This is a genomic window from Paenibacillus sp. FSL H3-0321 (genome assembly GCF_038002865.1).
GTDB lineage: Bacteria > Bacillota > Bacilli > Paenibacillales > Paenibacillaceae > Paenibacillus_AQ.
In genome coordinates this window covers 5619143-5633800 of the sequence record NZ_JBBODH010000001.1, presented here as the reverse complement: position 1 = coordinate 5633800, position 14658 = coordinate 5619143, and the positions used below count along the sequence as shown (strand labels likewise).

Annotated in this window: 13 protein-coding genes; 3 read left to right on the top strand and 10 right to left on the bottom strand. The window is 49.5% G+C overall.

Annotated elements, in window-relative coordinates; translation table 11 throughout:
• Window positions 1-124: 124 nt before the first annotated feature.
• A complete protein-coding gene (locus MHI45_RS25190; RefSeq protein ID WP_076111233.1) occupies window positions 125-445 on the bottom strand; it encodes a carboxymuconolactone decarboxylase family protein in 321 nt (106 codons plus the stop codon).
• A 234-nt stretch (window positions 446-679) separates the two neighbouring features.
• Here MHI45_RS25190 and MHI45_RS25185 point away from each other — a divergent pair, with 234 nt between their 5' ends.
• Window positions 680-1708, top strand: a complete 1029-nt coding sequence (locus MHI45_RS25185; protein ID WP_076111234.1) for a CdaR family transcriptional regulator — start codon at window positions 680-682, stop codon at window positions 1706-1708.
• 89 nt (window positions 1709-1797) lie between these two features.
• Here MHI45_RS25185 and MHI45_RS25180 read toward each other — a convergent pair whose 3' ends face one another.
• From MHI45_RS25180 to MHI45_RS25165, 4 genes are all read right to left on the bottom strand, one after another.
• Entirely contained in the window at window positions 1798-2940 is a 1143-nt protein-coding gene (locus tag MHI45_RS25180) for a glycerate kinase family protein (protein ID WP_076111235.1), read from the bottom strand.
• Window positions 2941-2961: 21 nt separating this feature from the next.
• On the bottom strand, window positions 2962-4257 hold the full coding sequence (locus tag MHI45_RS25175) for a GntP family permease (protein ID WP_076111236.1): 1296 nt from the start codon (window positions 4255-4257) through the stop codon (window positions 2962-2964).
• A 453-nt stretch (window positions 4258-4710) separates the two neighbouring features.
• Window positions 4711-5457 (bottom strand): type I methionyl aminopeptidase, encoded by a 747-nt coding sequence (gene map, locus MHI45_RS25170; protein ID WP_076111237.1) that lies wholly within the window; start codon window positions 5455-5457, stop codon window positions 4711-4713.
• Between the two features lie 27 nt (window positions 5458-5484).
• The gene (locus MHI45_RS25165; RefSeq protein WP_076111238.1) at window positions 5485-6180 is read right to left on the bottom strand and encodes a TetR/AcrR family transcriptional regulator; all 696 of its coding nucleotides are present in this window, start codon (window positions 6178-6180) and stop codon (window positions 5485-5487) included.
• A 344-nt stretch (window positions 6181-6524) separates the two neighbouring features.
• Between MHI45_RS25165 and MHI45_RS25160 the strand changes: the two genes are divergently transcribed.
• Complete coding sequence (locus tag MHI45_RS25160; RefSeq protein ID WP_076111239.1) at window positions 6525-7559, top strand: polysaccharide pyruvyl transferase family protein; 1035 nt, start codon at window positions 6525-6527, stop codon at window positions 7557-7559.
• A 161-nt stretch (window positions 7560-7720) separates the two neighbouring features.
• Here MHI45_RS25160 and MHI45_RS25155 read toward each other — a convergent pair whose 3' ends face one another.
• Entirely contained in the window at window positions 7721-8272 is a 552-nt protein-coding gene (locus MHI45_RS25155) for a TetR/AcrR family transcriptional regulator (RefSeq protein ID WP_076111240.1), read from the bottom strand.
• A gap of 148 nt (window positions 8273-8420) precedes the next feature.
• Between MHI45_RS25155 and MHI45_RS25150 the strand changes: the two genes are divergently transcribed.
• Window positions 8421-9344 carry a ketopantoate reductase family protein gene (locus MHI45_RS25150; RefSeq protein ID WP_076111241.1) on the top strand — a complete coding sequence of 308 codons (924 nt, stop codon included), beginning with the start codon at window positions 8421-8423 and terminating at the stop codon, window positions 9342-9344.
• Between the two features lie 173 nt (window positions 9345-9517).
• Here the strand turns inward: MHI45_RS25150 and MHI45_RS25145 are convergent, their stop codons facing one another.
• From MHI45_RS25145 to MHI45_RS25130, 4 genes are all read right to left on the bottom strand, one after another.
• Window positions 9518-10057 carry a hypothetical protein gene (locus MHI45_RS25145; protein ID WP_076111242.1) on the bottom strand — a complete coding sequence of 180 codons (540 nt, stop codon included), beginning with the start codon at window positions 10055-10057 and terminating at the stop codon, window positions 9518-9520.
• Window positions 10058-10243: 186 nt separating this feature from the next.
• The gene (locus MHI45_RS25140; RefSeq protein WP_179091766.1) at window positions 10244-12442 is read right to left on the bottom strand and encodes a Tex family protein; all 2199 of its coding nucleotides are present in this window, start codon (window positions 12440-12442) and stop codon (window positions 10244-10246) included.
• A 183-nt stretch (window positions 12443-12625) separates the two neighbouring features.
• Window positions 12626-13834, bottom strand: a complete 1209-nt coding sequence (locus tag MHI45_RS25135) for an MFS transporter (protein ID WP_076111243.1) — start codon at window positions 13832-13834, stop codon at window positions 12626-12628.
• A 211-nt stretch (window positions 13835-14045) separates the two neighbouring features.
• Window positions 14046-14654, bottom strand: a complete 609-nt coding sequence (locus MHI45_RS25130) for a TetR/AcrR family transcriptional regulator (protein ID WP_179091763.1) — start codon at window positions 14652-14654, stop codon at window positions 14046-14048.
• Window positions 14655-14658 lie beyond the last annotated feature (4 nt).

Genomic DNA, 14658 nt, shown 5'->3' with positions numbered 1-14658 from the left:
CCCTCCTTATTCTGCTGTCGTTCTTAATTAGACGCTTCACAACTTGTTAAAGTTGCAAATTAAAGAACCGGCTGCACACCCCTTAAGAGGCATGCAGCCGGTTCATTTGATATAGAATTATGGTCTATTCTTCATCATATGCCGCAAGTGCCGCAGGAAGCGATTGAACCACAGTATTCCCTACTGCCGGAAGCCCCAGCAGAACAGCACTGATGATTTCTTCTCTGCTGACACCCAGAGCCTTGGCCTGCTTCACGTGAAAAGGAAGTCCGCTCTCAAGTCTGGCCACTGCAAGTACCGCAATGTAAGCCAGCGCTTCCGTTCTGGAATCCAGCTTGCTTGCAGTCCCCAGTCCCTTTACGGCCTGCATCCACGCCTCCTGATGTGCCGGAGCTTCCTTGCTGAACATTTGAAAAGCGTTGCTGATTGAAGATTTGTCATTCATCTCTTTCACCCCATCCTAGTATTTAATGTTAAATTACTCCATCACCTGATCTAAGAGCTATCAGAAATGTCACCAGCGAAACCGCCAGTCTCTTTCCTTCAGGCCTTATCCTGTCAGAACAGCACTTCCTGCTTTTATAAATACAGAAGATCATCTATAATTTTGTTCAAATGCACAAGCTATAATCCAAAGACCACAACTAAGCATAAACGGCTTGGCAAAGGAGGAACCCGATTGTTTGAGCTTTCCGAGAAACAGGCACAGGAAATTGTAGATAAAATGATGATGGACATCCCCTATAACATCAACATTATGAACGGGAAAGGGGTCATTATCGGCAGCGGAAAAAAGGAACGTGTCGGCACCATTCACCAGGGGGCAGTCAAAGCACTGTCCACCGGAAAAATGGTCGAGGTCTGGGAGGATGGACATTATGAAAAAAAGGGCACCAATGAGCCGATTGTTATAGGCGATGCGCCTGTGGGTGTGATTGGTATTTCGGGCAACCCGGATGAAGTCCGTCCCTTTTGCAATATCGTAAGAACGACAGTCTCTCTTCTGATTGAACAAAGAAATACGCTGGAGGATCTCGCCAATGAGGCGAGCCGCAAGAAGGCATTTCTGGAACTGCTGCTGGCCCATGAGGGAGCGTATTCGCAGAAATTACGAAAAGAAGCAGCCGCTTATCACATTGATCTGCTGCTCAAAACAACGGTCCTGTATATCAAGAATTTTACACCGGCAGAGCAGAATGCCAAGATTCTGCTGCTGCAGCCTTCGTTTCGGATCCAAGAGGACATCTGGCTTATGCTGGTCCAGAACCAGCAGGACTGCAATCTGCTGATCCGGCAAATTCTTCATAACCAGCCGCAGGTGCTGCTGGCTTCCGGCAAGCAGGAGGCCAGCATCGCGGAGAGCTACCGGCAGGCGAAGTCGGCCATGGGAATTCTGCTGGCGCTGAAGCCCTCTGCGCAGACCATCCATTTCGGGGAGGCCGAATTTCTGGTGAAGCTGAGCCATGCGGAGCTGACGGACACTCTGAATACCACCATCAAGCTGGAGGATACCGCCGATTTACTGGAGACACTAAGGAGCTTCATCAACCACAACTGCAGTGTCTCGCATACGTCGGAGGCGCTGAACATTCACCGGAATACACTGCAGTACCGGCTGAAACGGATTGAGAGCCTCACCGGCAAAGATCCGCGGAATCTGCTGCAGCTGTTCGAGCTCACCTACGGATTGCTGGCCTTGTACAAGTAACCTAAACTTCAGAGCTGCTGCCGCTCATCTTCCGGTACCTAACTGCAGAAGGCCCCGAAGAATTTCTTCTTCGGGGCCTTCTGATTTCGTTATTCGCTTAACTTCAGCACTCTCGCAATATTCTCACAGGTCCGTTCGACATTGGCCGGACCGTCGTTTAGCAGCTTTTCCAGTTCAGCCGCTCCCGGAACAATTCCGAAGATGGCATCTATGCCTTCCGCATAGAGCGTCTCAATCCCTTCACCGATGTAGCCGGCTAAGGCAATGACCTTCTTGCCGCCTGCTTTGGCGGTGCGGGCCACCCCGTACGGTGTTTTACCGAATTTGGTCTGGAAGTCAATGCCGCCCTCGCCGGTGAACACCATATCGGCAGCGGCCAGCTTGTGCTTGAGGCCAGTATATTCAATTACGATTTCAACCCCTTTTTGCAGAACAGCCTGTGTAAAAATCAGCAGTCCCGCGCCGAGCCCTCCGGCAGCTCCGGCACCCGGCAAATCGCGGATATCCTTGTCCAGCTGTTTGTTTACGATTTCTGCGTAATGGGCAAGATTGTCATCGAGCTGGAGGACCATCTCGGGTGTAGCCCCCTTTTGCGGGCCGAACACCCGGGATGCGCCTTGCTCCCCGCACAGCGGGTTGGTGACGTCACAGGCCACGATCAGCTGAACATGCTGCAGCCGCTCGTCAAGAGAAGCAACATCAATGCTTGCCAGCCGGTCCAGGCCGCCGCCGCCCCGCGGAAGCTCATTCCCCGTTTCATCGAGGAATCTGGCCCCGAGCGCCTCGGCCATCCCAGTGCCGCCGTCATTGGTCGCGCTGCCCCCGATACCGATAATGATGCTGCGGATGCCCCGGTCAAGACATTCCTTAATCAGTTCTCCGGTGCCATAAGTGGTGGTGATAAGCGGGTTTCTGTCCGCCTTGTCCACCAGATGAATACCGCTTGCCGAAGCCATCTCAATGGCCGCCGTAAGGCCGTCGCCGAGTATGCCGTACTTCGCTGTAACAGGCTGCCCCAGCGGTCCCATAACCTCTTTGATATAAATTTGCCCTCCGGAGGCATCGACAAGCGATTGGACGGTTCCTTCCCCTCCATCCGCCATAGGAACATGTATATATTCAGCCTTGGGATAAACCTTCCGCAGCCCTTTTTCCATCGCAATACAGACTTCCTTGGCGCTCATACTCTCTTTAAAGGAGTCCGGTGCCAGTACAAAGGTTTTCTCTCTCATTTCCTCACCCCATGTTTGATATTAGAATAAAAATCCGTAAACCATCGTCGCCACAAGCGTCATCGTTCCGCCGACAATCGCCTCGTAAGGGACCAGCCCTAACCGCTGCTTGATCGTCATTTTCATACTATCCGCCGTTACATGGAAGTAGTTCCCCTGCGGAAGAGAGTCAATGACAGTGGCTCCGGTATGGACCATTACTGCCGCTGCCAGCGGAGCGGTGCCCATATCGAGAATGGCTTGTCCGAAGGAGCCTGTAGCCAGAATAACACCCGTTGAGGTTGAGGCGGTAGCCGCCGCCATCAGGATACCAGAAATCGGTGCCAGGAAGGTGCCGGATATACCCGAAGCCTGAATCAACTGGACCACCTGGGTCGACAGATCAGAAGCTGCAATCAAACCGGCTATGCCTCCTGCACCAATCAGGATCAGAACGGTTGCTGTCATTTTGTTCAAGCCGGACGAGCTGTACTGCAGGATCTTCTTGCCTTGGCCCATAGCCAGCATGCCGATAATCCCTGCAATCGGCAGGATATATAATGCATCCACCTTGAAGTTGGACAATGCCTCAATTCCGGATAACGAGCCAATCGGATTGATCATCAGCAGAATGACCGCAACAAGCGGTGCAACAATCGCCTGATGAAGCGGCGGATATTTGGAGGTATCAGCGGTGTTGTTCACCGCCTCCTGGTCTGTGACCATAATCCCTTTTTTCTTCAGAAGTGAAGCGACAATAACGGTTACGATCAGACCGCACACTGCCGGAATCAAGCCGGCCAGCATCACGTGGCTCAGATCCAGAACGAACCCGCGGGCTGCAGCTATCGTATTCGGATTGGGGGAGATAATGTTCCCCGCTTTACCTCCGCCCGACAGGGCAAGCAGCAGCGCCACCTTGGAAATCCCCATCTTATTGCCTACCGACAAAGCAATAGGAGCCACAATCAGCACCGCTACGGGAATGAAGACACCCACTGCGGTAATAATCATCGTTGCCAGGGCCAAGGCCAGAATGGCTTTGCGGCCGCCGAATTTTTTGACAATCGCCTGGGCGATGGTCTCGGCCGCTCCCGATTCCATCATTACCCCTGCCAGGACACCGGCGGCGAGCACACGCAGCACCGTGCCCATTACACTTTGCGTACCGCTTACAAGAATAGTTACCGTCTGCTCCAGATTGGCGCCGCCGATCAGTGAGCCTGCAATGGCCCCCAGAAACAGCGCATATACGGGATTCAGTTTTCTTAATATCAGAATAATAGCAATTGCCAGCCCCGCCAAGGCGCCATACCAGCCAATCATTAATCCTTCCATTGTTATGCCTCCCATTGCTCTTGTTGAACACGCTTTCATTGTAACGCTTACCCTCGCCAAAAAAATATTGATGATCGGACGAAATGCATTGTGCAGTTGAACAACGAAATTCCCAATAACTAGCTGGAGTATTATCTGCTGGAATGCTTCAGCGAATAAGCAAAAGCGCGTACAGAACAATTCCGGCGGGTTGAGCACGCACGAATTATGCACTAAGTTTCGTTCGATATGTACACTATTTCCTTGAAATTTATAAGATTTATACCCTAGTCATAATAAAAAACCGCATATAACGCGGTTTTTCGTAAATCGGTATAGTTACAAACCATGTTAACAAAAGCTTCCCTGGTCCCAGGCTGAGCTCAGCGATTTTCGTCGTTTCGGATAGGCCAAGCAGGCCGGGTTGGCGACTTATTTCCTAAAATCACGCATTCCCGTCCGTTCGCCTCTATTTTACTGGGCCGTTAAAATCAGCGGTCCGTCCGGCATGACTGCGATCGTATGCTCATATTGCGCCGACAACTTGCCGTCGGCCGTTCTCGCCGTCCACTCATCGTCGTCGATCGTGATACGGAACGTACCTTCGTTGATCATCGGTTCAATCGTAAACACCATGCCTTCCTTTAACCGAATGCCTTTGCCGGCTACGCCGATATGCTCGTAGCTCGGCTCCTCGTGCAGGCTCCGCCCGATCCCATGCGCCAGCAGATCGCGTACGACCGAAAACCCGTTCGCTTCCGCATGCTGTTGAATCGCCGACGTTATGTCGCCGAGCCGGCCCCCGGGGAGTGCCCGGGCGATCCCCAGATCCAAGCATTCCTTTGCCACCTTCATTAATTTTTGCGCCTCCGGCCGGATATTGCCTACCGCATAACACCAGCACGAATCGCCGAACCATCCGCCGTATTCCACGACGATGTCGAGCTTCAGCAAGTCACCGTCCATAAGCACCTGGTTCGAAGGAATGCCGTGGGCCACTACATCGTTGACCGAAATGCAGGTTTCGGCGGGGAAACCGTTGTACCCTTTCGTAAACTGCTTGCCGCCCAGCTTAGTGATGTGTCTGGCAACAAAGTCATTGATTTCCCGGGTGGTGATCCCAGGCTCGATCAGTTTGGCCACCTCGCGGTAGCAGTCCGCAATGATTTGGCTCGCCGGCTTCATCTCTTCGATTTCCCTGGGTGATTTTATAATGATCATCTTTTGCTTATTCGCTCCTTATCCATTCTATAATTTTAAAAACAGGGCGATATCCCTGGCCTCCTCGTGCAGCTTTCCGCGGCGAAGCGAAAGCGAGGCGCAGCCGACCAAGGCGGCCAGCAGCATTTCAGCATGCTGTAGCCGATACGGCGGCTCCGCCACTTTTCCGCCGGAAGCGGCAGCCCCGTCCGCCGTACGCCCGGTTTCCAGCAGCGCGGCAAACGGCGCGAGCACCTCCCGGCGAAAGGCGGCCGAGAGCAGGGCCGAGCGCGCTTCAGGCAGCGAGGCAAAGTCCTCACTGGCCTGCTTATGCAGCAGGTACAGGGCGTGGTCCTCTGCCCAAAGCTGCAGCAGCCGGACGCCGGCGGCGGCGACGGGGCCAAGCTCTGCGGCAGCGGCCGTTTTGCGGCTTCCGCTTCGGGAATCCGCGGCAACCGTGTTCCCAGTGTCCGCCGCAGCAGCCAAGGCGAAATGCCCGCCCGCCGGGGCATCCATCCATCCCCCGGCCCGCTCCACCGCGTCCCATAACAGATCGTAGAGCAAATCGCCCTTATTGCTGTAATAATGGTATACCGTGCCATAGCCGAGTCCCGCCTGCGCGGCCACATCGCGGATTTCCAGTAATGGCCCTTTATTCAAAAACACATCGGCAGCGGCTTTACGAATTTGCGCCAGACGCCGCAGCCGGATCTCTTCGTTTTGTTCTTTCGTGCGTGGAGTCATCTCGTCCGTTCACCTCTTTTATTATTGACCTGCTATTATGTCAATATAAAACATCGGCTTGCGAATTACAAGAGATTAGCCGGAGGATTTCCGGCTCAACCTAGAAATCGGTGCTTGACCAATGCTAGACTGAAAAATAAAGTGCTGGACTCAGCAAATAAAGTTGTAGACTGAGAAAATAAAGTATTAGACTGACCACGCTTAGTGAGATGGATGCAAAAACGGCGGTTTTTGAGCTAATTGGATAGTCAAAGAAATCATTTTAGGATTCACATTTATGTAGACTTTTCGGCACTTTTCTTTCCTTCCTGTTTGTGCCGACTTAGATCGGAATGGAGATTATTATGAAAAGAGTTGGAATTATTACTCTTTACTACAAAAACTATAATTACGGTGGCCAACTTGGAGCTTATGCACTGCAAAAAGCTATAGCTAAGTTAGGATTTCATTGTGAGCAAATTACATTCAAGTGGCAAAACGAATACACCTTACAAGCATATGAAAGTGCTAAAGGTGCTGAACATTTTAGGACTTTTTCCGAAAGCATTCCCCACAGCGAACGCTTATATAAAGTATCTGATATTGCAGAATGTGTTGATGATTACGATATTTTTGTTTGCGGTAGCGACCAAATATGGGGTTTACCATGGGTTATTTCCGATGACATTTTACCCTGTATGGCACTTTCTTTTGTTCCAGCATCAAAAACGAAAATTGCATACGCAGCAAGTATGGGAGGAGCAGAAATAGAGCCCGATCGAAAAAATATCCTTGCTCCACACGTTAATTCCTTAGACTTTGTTTCTGTTCGTGAAAAAAGTGCAATCCCTTTTGTGAAAACGATGAAAAATGGAGATATTACTCATGTATTGGATCCAGTAATGCTTCTAGATAAATCCGCATGGGATGATATATCTGATACTCCGCCAGAAAAAGCCTATATACTCACTTATGATTTACGAGATATTACAGGGGTTCAGGAATACGCTGATGCACTTTCAAAAAAGTACGGATACGAGATTATATCTCTTGCAACTGCTGGAGCAGCTACGGTTGGTCCGAAGGAATTTGTAGGGTACATAAAACACGCTAAGTATTTTATTACTAGTGCTTTTCATGGGGCTGCTTTTGCCATTTTATATAAGGTTCCATTTTTGGTTTTCCCGGTATCTGATAATCCACAAGACCCCAAATCAATGGATTCAAGACTGATAGCTCTGCTGGATACGTTTGGCTTATCTTCTTGCTATGTTTATGATACATCAAATATTCCAAATATTGATGATGTTACTTTTCATCATATAGACGAATCAAAAACAAGTGCATTTCGTCATAATTCACTTCAATTTCTTAAAGATGCAGGACGGGGTAAGTTGTGAATGGAATATTTGACGAATTTTTACTTTTATATTCAAAAAACAATTATTTACAGAATGCAAACCCTTAAGAGTAGGTTAGGTCATCTTTATGGAGTATATTGTGTAAACAAGCTTATGCGCGCTTTGTTATACAACATATGGATTTGGTTTGAATGACAGACTCATTCTTTAAAATAGGGCGTAATCCCTCTTGAATATAGGTTCTCCACTATCTTGAAAAATTCTTCTGACGATAAATCCTTTTGACGCTGGAGCCAAAGACGAAATAAAGAAAGGGAAGTTGTCAGGTAAAACTCAATGAAGTATGGCGTTAAGGAATGGTTTTGCGGAACGTTTAATTCTAATTGATCTAAAGTGATTTCTTTTTTTAAGCGTTTTAAAAAACGGGCACTTCCATAATCGCCCAAAAGGGCATTAAGAACCAGGAGATGTTCTCTTTTGTCCAGACAATAGAGCGTATCTTGAACCGTATGCATCGATAGCTCTTTATTCGCCATTTCTTTTTTAATGTCATTCAATAAGTCATTTTCAACAGAGTCTAACAATTCGTAAATGTCAGTAAAGTATTGATAAAAGGTGCTGCGGTTATATCCTGACTTATTCGCAATTTCCTGAACCGAAATTTTCTCAATCGGCTTTTGGCTATATAACTCACAAAAAACTTCTACAAACTTTTGTCTTGTTTTCTCCGTTATTTGGGGTTGCTTTTTCATGTTTCCCTCCTACTAGCGAATAAGAATATCATCCGACAAATAATAAAAAACTGACGGTTGATCAAGGAATAATGAAGATTTATAATCACATCATACAACATGTTGTCTGATAATTAATAGGAAATGTTAATAAGTAGGGGTGGTATTCATGTCAGCAAAACAAGATAGAATTCTAATTTTTGGTGCAGGTGTTATCGGGAGCATGTACGCAATTAAGCTTATTGAAGCAGGGTTTGACGTTAGCCTGTTTGCACATTCTAATAGATTTAAATCGTTAAGAGAAAATGGCCTGCAATATAAAGAAAAAGGTACAGTTAGATCGATACAAGTAAATGTCATTGATACGCTCGAAAATGACGATGTATACGATTTTATTTTCGTTACCGTTCGTTATGATCGGTCCGAATCAGCGTTGTTAGCGCTAAAAGATAATCAAAGCAAAAATATAGTCACGATGACGAGTAATTCAATTGGATTTTCTTCGTGGCTGGATATCGTAGGGGATAGACTTTTACCAGCTTTTCCCGGCTTCGGCGGACAGATTAAAGATGGAGTATTGCATGCTCGATTTCTACCAAAGATTATAGTGGCAACTGCATTTGGAGAAATTAATGGTGTAGTGACAGAACGCATAGAAAACCTCGCAAAATTATTTAAAACAGCAAAGCTTCCCTACGTTATTAAAAAGGATATGCAAGCGTATCTAATCACACATTCCGTATCAGACATTGCCATGTTGAGCGTTTTGCATTCTGAGAATAAGATAATTGACAAAAAAACAGCCAGAACCAGAAAGGCGGCACGCAAAATAACAGTCACTTTAAAAGCGTATCTAAGGGCAATACAAAAAGCTGGCGTTTCAATTGATCCTCCAATGCTTAAAATGGTGCTTAAATTTCCAAACTTATTTTTAGATCTTTTCTTTATGACATGGCTACGAACTAAAATGGTTAGGGATATGATGTTGCCGGATTATGCGAATAATGCTAACAATGAGATGATGCAGCTGAGTAATGATTTAATGAAATTTTTAAGTCAAAATGATATCAAATCGGAAATACATGTTCAGTAACGTTGTTAACGCCCAGATTCATTGAATATAAAAGCAAAAGCGGCTGCCGCGTCCAGTAAATATGGGCGCACACAGCCGCTTTCATGGTTATGAGAACAGTTAGTTGAGAGCGGGAGTAAACCGGACCTCTCCTGTTATTGATTAAACTTACTTGACGCTGCCCGCTTCGCGGATTAATCAAGCTCAATGTTCTGCAAATATTCCAGTGCCGCATTAAAACTGGAGTCTATTTGGGAAAGCTCCGAGGATAGCGTCTTATTAAAAGCTACATCGCTTTGTTGGTCTTTGCCTTCCAAATGAGTCTTGATCATCTTGACCAGAGATGCTTTATGATTTGCGATCTCTTTAAGGGATGCATCGCTTTCCTTTTTGGCGCTCTTTACGGTTTTTGACAACTTGGCTTTTGCTGCCGCGAGCGTTTTTTTATCCTGTGTCATTTCATTTCTAGCCTTGGCGACAGCCTCCTTGCTCAGCTTGTTTTTGACCGCATTGCTATAGTTAGCTGCAGATACCTTGGATTTCTGCGCTAAGGCTGTAATCTCGGTGCCCAAGACTTTACTTAAGTTCTTCTGCGCATCCTTAACCTCTTTCACCCTGTCTTTGTAGGATTCAAAATAATACTTGTCTACGTACGCATTAGAATATGTAGCGGCAAACGCCTGTGATGGTAATACAACCACCAATAGCAACAACAATATCATCGCCTTTTTCATTCTCCCACTATTCCCCCTTAGTAATATATCCTTACTATAAATAATGTTATACGGCAGCACAATACTTACTTTGCAAGCAGCTAGTTCGGGGTGCAAGCCAACAGTCAGCCATTGGTGATGAAAAAAAAGCCCCCTGCCGGCGTTACGGGGTCAGTCCCGCAATCTGCAGAGGGCTTGCTGTTAGATTTACTTGGCGCTGCCTGCTTCGCTGCGCGGCGGACGCATGGTCAGGCTGACCCGGCCTTTCTTGAGGTCAACGCCCATGACCCACACGGTGACATTGTCTCCTACAGAGACGACGTCCATCGGATGCTTCACGAAGCTGCCGCTAAGCTGGGAGATATGCACCAGCCCGTCGTTCTTAATTCCGATATCGACGAAGGCGCCGAAATCGATTACGTTGCGGACGGTTCCCTGCATCTCCATGCCGGGAACCAGATCCTCGATCTTCAGCACATCGGTGCGGAAGATCGGCAGCGGCAGCTCCTCGCGCGGATCGCGGCCCGGGCGCTGCAGACTTTCGAGGATGTCGCGCAGTGTAGGCACGCCGACATCCAGCTTCGCAGCCAGCTCTTCGGCATTCTGCGCCTGCAGCTCCTCAGCGACCTCCTTGCTGCCGAGCCGGGCTACCTCCAGCCCCAGCTCACGGAACAGGCGGTCCACCACAGGATAGGACTCCGGATGGATCGGCGTGCGGTCCAGCGTATTGTCCCCGCCGGGAATCCGCAGGAAGCCGATGCACTGCTCGTAGGATTTGGCACCAAGGCGCGGCACCTTCTGCAGCGCCTTGCGGGTCACGAACTTGCCGTTCTCCTCGCGGAACTTCACAATATTCTTGGCGATTGTGGCATTCACGCCCGCAACATAGGACAGCAGGGATGCGGATGCTGTATTCACATCGACACCGACGTGGTTAACCGCGGATTCCACAACGCCCTTCAGGCTCTCCTCCAGATGCTTCTGGGAGACGTCATGCTGGTACTGCCCGACTCCGATCGCCTTCGGATCGATCTTCACCAGCTCCGCCAGCGGGTCCTGCACGCGGCGGGCAATGGATGCGGCGCTGCGCTCGGCCACATCCAGATCCGGGAACTCCTCCTGCGCAAGCTTGGAGGCGGAATAGACACTGGCTCCCGCTTCATTAACGATCAGGTACGCCAGCTCAGGATTGCCGATCTCTGCGATGACCTCGGCGGTGAACTGCTCCGTCTCCCGCGAGCCGGTGCCGTTGCCGATTACGATCAGCTGAATGCCGTATTTGGCAATCAGCTCCTTGAACTTCGCCGCCGCCTCCTTCTTTTTGTTGTTCGGCGGCGTCGGATAAGTGACCGCTACCTCAAGCAGCTTGCCGGTATCGTCCACAACGGCCAGCTTGCACCCGGTACGGTAGGCCGGGTCAACGCCAAGCACGTTCCGGCCTTTGACCGGCGGCTGCAACAGCAGGCTGCGCAGATTCCCGGAGAAGATCGAAATCGCCTGATTCTCTCCTTTCTCCGTCATCTCTCCGCGCACCTCACGCTCAACAGACGGAGCGATCAGCCGCTTGTAGGAATCCTCCGTCACGGTCTCCAGCAATTCCTTGACCGGAGACGGCCCCTTGATCAGCTTCCGCGAGATAAAGGCATGAATCTTGTCAGTAGTCACCTCAATGCCTACCTTTAGCACGTTCTCCCGTTCTCCGCGGTTGATGGCGAGAATCCGGTGTGGCGGCATTTTATGTACCGGTTCACGGTAACTGTAATAGTTCTCGTATACGCTCTCCTGCTCAGCATCCTTGGCTTCGGAGACCAGCACCCCTTGACTTGCGGTGTACTGGCGTATCCAGGAACGGATGACCGGATCATCGGCAATGTTCTCAGCGATAATATCCATCGCGCCCTGCAGCGCCAGCTCAGCACTCTCCACGCCTTTGTCCGCATCAATATATTTAGCGGCCTCTTCCAGCGGAAGCCCCTGCCGGCGCTGTTCCATAACCCAGTTCGCCAGCGGCTCCAGCCCCTTCTCCTTGGCCACACTTGCCCGCGTCTTGCGCTTCTGCCGGAAGGGACGATACAGATCCTCCACTTCCTGCAGCTTGACTGCCTTCAGGATCTGCTCATGCAGCTCCTTTGTCAGCTTGCCCTGCTCCTCGATGCTGCGGATGACATCTTTCTTGCGGTCACCCAGATTGCGCAGATAGGCCAGCCTTTCCTCAATATCACGCAGAGCGTTCTCGTCCAGCTCACCGGTCATTTCCTTACGGTATCTCGCAATAAACGGAATCGTATTCCCCTCATCCAGAAGGCCTACCGTCGTACGCACCTGTTTCAGGCTAATGCCCAGCTCCTTGGCAATCGCCGCGGTAATCAGTTCCTGCTCCTGCCGCGCAGCAGCTTCATCCGGCACAGTACCGGCATTCGTATTTTCTGCAGCCAATTGAATCCCTCTTTCCGCACACGTTCTGCGTTCTTATAATCCCTACCTGAAATAGTATCACAAATTGGCTATCTACCAAAGTTTAGGGATTCATTGACCCGGAAAAAGCTGGCTTGCTGCGAAGTATATTGTCATGCCTGTAGGAACCACAGATCATTTCATTTGCAGGCCCCGCCGGTTCATCCGCTTAGCGGATGCTAGCGATAGCCCAAAGCACAGTACAAGCACTAGTGCAGCCACGGCATACGGGAAGTTGATATCCAGGTCAAACAGGACTCCGGCCACAATCGGACCGGCAATATTGCCAAGACTGGTATAGGCAGAATTCATGCCCATCACGAAGCCCTGCTGTGATTCCACCGCCAATTTGGAGAGCTGTGTTCCGACAGCGGGGCGCAGGATATCCATTGAAAGAAACACAATAAACGTCACTGCAACGATGGCCCAGTAGCCGTGTACAAACAATGTGAGGAAGATGAACAGGCCCGCGATAAGCAAAGAGAACGAAATGACCTTATTTTCACCAAAACGATTCAATATCCAGCTGAACGCCGTAACTTGAATCACAGCCCCCGAAATGGAGCCAAAGGTTAAAACAAAGGCAATGTCCTTAGGGGTGAATCCAAATTTATGATCCACAAACAACCCGAATACCGTTTCATAATTCGCCAATCCGAAGGAGAGTACAAATACAATAACCAACCCGAAGAAATAGGGTTCACGGTAGGAACGCACCAGTTGAGATACAAGGCTCTCTTTATCGTTCTGTGCTGTCTTCAACGCTTCACGCTGGGCTGCGGTGCGCGATTCCGGCAATACAAATGTACTTATCACAGCCACCAAAGCCGCCGCCGCCGCCGCCGCGAAGAACGGCACACGGATACCAAACTCCGCCAGATACCCGCCAATTCCCGGTCCGATAATAAAACCGGTGGTGATGGCCGCATTGATCAGCCCCATTCCTTTGGCCCGTTCCTCTGTAGAGGTCGTATCCGCCACGTAAGCCATAACTGCAGGCATAATCAGCGCTGCTCCGACACCTCCTAGCATTCGGGATACAAACAGCAGCCAAGGCGCATTTGCCAACCCAAACAGCAGCTCCGAGAGTGAAAAAACAATCAGTCCGGCGACGATAATTTTTTTCCGGCCCATCCGGTCCGATAGTCTGCCCGCAAACGGTGACACAATCAACTGGGTTACAGAGAAGGCTGCCACCAGCAGCCCGACAACACTGCCTCCGATATGCAGCTCATTCATATAAGTAGGCATTATCGGAACAACCAGTCCGATGCCTGTAAACGCCAGAAAAATATTCAGCATAAGGAGCAGCATAGCGCCCCGGTTTCTTAGCAGTAATGACATTGCAATAACCTCCGTATTCCCGCAACCAAATCTTCAAGTAGGGGTAATTCATCTTTCTGTTTATCTTATAGTTAAATATCCGCTTATCCGTCAGTTGCCATACCTTTTATTCCAGAAATGAAAAATCTTAAATAAGACACATAAGACCGACCATCCGGTCTAATTAAGGGTAAATAAAAAACGCCTTCCTCAGCACGCTTATTCTCAATGCCTATCCGGTACGTATCCCCTGCAGCAGCAGCCGTATGGCATCCCGGTAATACTCCATGATATCCTCCGGCGCGTTGGCCAGAACTGTAATCTCGCTGACTCTGCTGATTCCCTCCAGCAAGCCGCTTACAATAATCACGTAATTATCCAGGTTGCCCTTGACCAGGTACCCCGTGTCCATACCCTCCTGCAGCAGATTGCGGCAGGCTTGTGACGCCGATTCGTAGAGCCGTGAGAGACGCTGTTGAACCTCTTCTGAATGAGGCCGGGATCTGGCGTATTCCTCAAGCGCGCGGATCAGCGGATTCTGAAAATCATTCGCATAATGCTCGCCTAATGCATAGAAACGTTCCTCGATGCCGCTGATGCTGCTCTGTTTCTGCTCCCAATCGCTGAGCCACTGCTCGGTATCGTCTTCTACTACATATAGAAACAGTTCATCTTTACTCGGAAAATGGTGATATAAACTCCCTTTGCTCACCTTGGCCGCCGTACAGACTTCGTTCATGGTCACCGCTGCAAAACCTTTCTGAACAAATAACTGTGTTGCCTTTAGCACTATCCGCTTTTTCGTTTCTTCTCCGTCAGAACGTCCTTTAATTCCGACCACCTCC